General features: G+C 48.4%; 3 protein-coding genes. 1 reads left to right on the forward strand and 2 read right to left on the reverse strand.

Annotated features, from left to right (window positions below; translation table 11 throughout):
- Positions 1-1292: NADPH-dependent 2,4-dienoyl-CoA reductase (locus B3180_RS06115; RefSeq protein WP_349677611.1), on the reverse strand; the 1292-nt coding region annotated here is incomplete at its 3' end.
- A 70-nt stretch (positions 1293-1362) separates the two neighbouring features.
- Complete coding sequence (locus B3180_RS06120; RefSeq protein WP_278358789.1) at positions 1363-2061, reverse strand: hypothetical protein; 699 nt, start codon at positions 2059-2061, stop codon at positions 1363-1365.
- Between the two features lie 122 nt (positions 2062-2183).
- Between B3180_RS06120 and B3180_RS06125 the strand changes: the two genes are divergently transcribed.
- A partial coding sequence (locus tag B3180_RS06125; protein WP_414654032.1) for a S10 family peptidase occupies positions 2184-3099 on the forward strand: 916 nt, incomplete at its 3' end.

The following is a 3099-nucleotide window of genomic DNA, read 5'->3' on the forward strand; positions in this document are numbered from 1 at the left end:
AGGGTTTCATAAAACTCTTCTTTACCCGGAATCTGCTTAGCGTAGTTAAACTGACCACCAATTTCATCGGACTTGTCGTATAAATCGACCTGGTGACCACGCTCTGCTGCGTGACAGGCAAAGGCAAGCCCTGCCGGGCCGGACCCAATCACCGCAATGCGCTTTTTCTGCTCAGCCGGTTTCATGACCAGTTCCTGCTCAAAACACGCCTGCGGGTTAACTAAACAGGACGCCCGTTTATTCTCAAACACATGGTCCAGACACGCCTNNTTACAGGCAATACAGGTATTAATGCGTTCAGACTGACCTTGTTCCGCCTTTTTCACAAACTCCGGGTCAGCCAGTAATGGTCGCGCCATGGAGACCATGTCAGCCTGATTACTTTCTAAAATATGCTCGGCAATTTCCGGCGTATTAATACGGTTAACGGCAACCACAGGCACCGATAATTCTCTGCGTACGCGCTCGGTTATCCAGCTAAAGGCACCGCGCGGTACCGAAGTGACAATGGTCGGTACACGGGCTTCGTGCCAGCCAATACCGGTATTAATAATGGTAACACCCGCCTGCTCCAGTAGCTTACCCAGCTGCAGCACTTCGTCCAGCTGATGTCCATCTTCCACCAAATCCAGCATCGACAAACGGAAAATAATAATCGACTTTTCACCCACCGCGGCCCGAACGGCTTTGACAATTTCCAGTGGAAACCGCATACGGTTTTCGAAGCTGCCGCCCCAGTTATCATCGCGCTTATTCGTTCTTGGACACAAAAACTGGTTAATCAAGTAACCTTCCGAGCCCATGATTTCTACACCATCGTAGCCAGCCTTCTGCGCCAGCTTTGCGCCGCGGGCATAATGCTTGATGGTGTTTTTAATCTGGCGCTCCGACATGGCTTTTGGCTTGAATGGGTTTATCGGCGCTTTTATCGCGCTGGGCGCTAAGGAAAACGGATGATAGCTGTAACGACCGGCGTGCAGAAGTTGCAGACAGATTTTGCTGCCATACTTGTGAACGGCATCGGTCACCTGACGATGCTTACCGACATGCCAGGGCTTTGACATTTCACTGCCAAACGGCGCTAAGCGTCCTCGAAAGTTTGGGCTGATGCCGCCGGTAACAATAAGACCTACGCCACCTTTTGCCCGCTCTTCATAAAAGCTGGCTAATTTACTAAAGCCATTTTTTTCTTCTTCCAGGCCAGTATGCATTGACCCCATCAAGACTCGGTTCTTTAACGTTGTGAAGCCAAGATCCAGGGGTTTTAGTAAATTTGGGTATGAATTTGCCACGCCAACCTCTTATTTTAAACGGGTGTTTAACTTTTCCTAACTGTACTGCTTAAACCCGTTTAACTCAAGCTCAGAACGCCATAGCTTCACGCAGCAAGAAGCGGGAAAGCGCCATGCTATCTACCTGTAAATTGGGGTTACCATCACGAACTTGCTCAGCTACCTGCTCTAGAATGGGCCAGAGCAATTCTTTCACCTGTGCGTCAGCACTTTGCATTGACTGCAGATCAGTCAGCTCAAGCTCTCTTACATGTACGCTTAAAATGGGTTCACCTTTGTCAAACAAGTTAATAGTGACGTCTTCCATCAGCCACTCATCAACTCGCCAGTTTAACGGTACCGAACTCACTTTCTGCACTTTCACTGAGTTCATCTGCTTTAAAAACTCATGCAAATTCGAGCGCCCGGTGCCGTAATATGCCACGGTCAGTTGAGCACCGGACATGGATACTTTTGAAATATCAACACGACTGCTGCCAAGCGCCTGCCAGTCACCAGTTAACACCAACTGCCTGGCTAACAACAATTGATTCTCAGGCTCCGACAAGGCATCCACACGAGTTGCAAAGCGAACGTTATTTGCCGTCAAGCCATCAGTTAGTGAGTTAACCTCAAGCTCCTCCACTTCGAGATCGGCATTTAACTGCTCCGACGCCATTGTCTGTAAACCGTCTTTCATTGCATCAGACAGGTTTTGGGCATTAGCTGACAAGCTGATAACCGGAAGCAAAAGCCAGCAAAAAGCCTGTGTTAAATGTGTAATTTTCATCGGTGACCTCATTCAATTAGGATCCAGTCGCAGGAATAAACCCAATAATCGCATAACCTTTGACTCTTTAAAGTAATTATTTGTTAATCTGAGACAACATTATAAAAACGGAGAACAATCTCATGCGAAAGAGCCTTGCTTTAATTGCCTCTTTGTCACTGATGGGTTGCTCGGTAGTATCAGCACCTGTTGTTGCCGAAGAAAGCTCAACGAATCATAAACGCATGTTGCCGGTAGACACCGAAGTGGTTACCGAACACAGCGTAGAAATTAATGGCGAAACTGTGGACTACACAGCCACAGCCGGCACTCAACCGGTATGGGACGACGAAGGTAACCCAACCGCATCGTTATTCTACACCTATTATGAACGTCAGGACGTTGATAACCGTGAGTCTCGCCCTGTTGTTTACTCCTTTAACGGCGGCCCTGGTTCAGCATCGGTTTGGATGCACATTGCCTACACAGGCCCAAAGGTTTTAAACCTGAGTGACGAAGGCTATCCGGTTCAGCCTTATGGCGTGCAGGACAACCCGCACTCCATTCTTGATGTCGCTGACATTGTTTTTATTAACCCAGTCAATACCGGCTACTCACGCGTGTTGCCAAATGAAGATGGCGAAATGCCGTCGCGCGAAAAGCAAAAAGACATGTTCTTCGGTGTTAATGCCGACGTTAAATATCTTGCCGAGTGGATGAACACCTTTACTTCGCGCATGAACCGCTGGCAGTCACCTAAGTACTTAATTGGCGAAAGCTATGGCACAACACGTGTATCGGGTCTTGCACTGGAGCTGCAAAACAGCCAGTGGATGTACCTAAACGGCGTTATTTTAGTGTCACCAACTGATATTGGTATTGACCGCGATGGCCCGGTAAAACAAGCTAACCAGCTGCCTTATTTTGCTGCAGCCGCCTGGTATCACGATGCACTGCCAGACGCACTACAGAGCAAAGATCTGGACGAGTTACTACCAGAAGTTGAACAATTCACGCTGGACCAGTACTTACCGGCACTGGCGAAAGGCGCCATGCTAT

The sequence above is a fragment of the Idiomarina sp. UBA4206 genome, assembly GCF_002383015.1.
GTDB classification, from domain to species: Bacteria; Pseudomonadota; Gammaproteobacteria; order Enterobacterales; family Alteromonadaceae; genus Idiomarina; species Idiomarina abyssalis.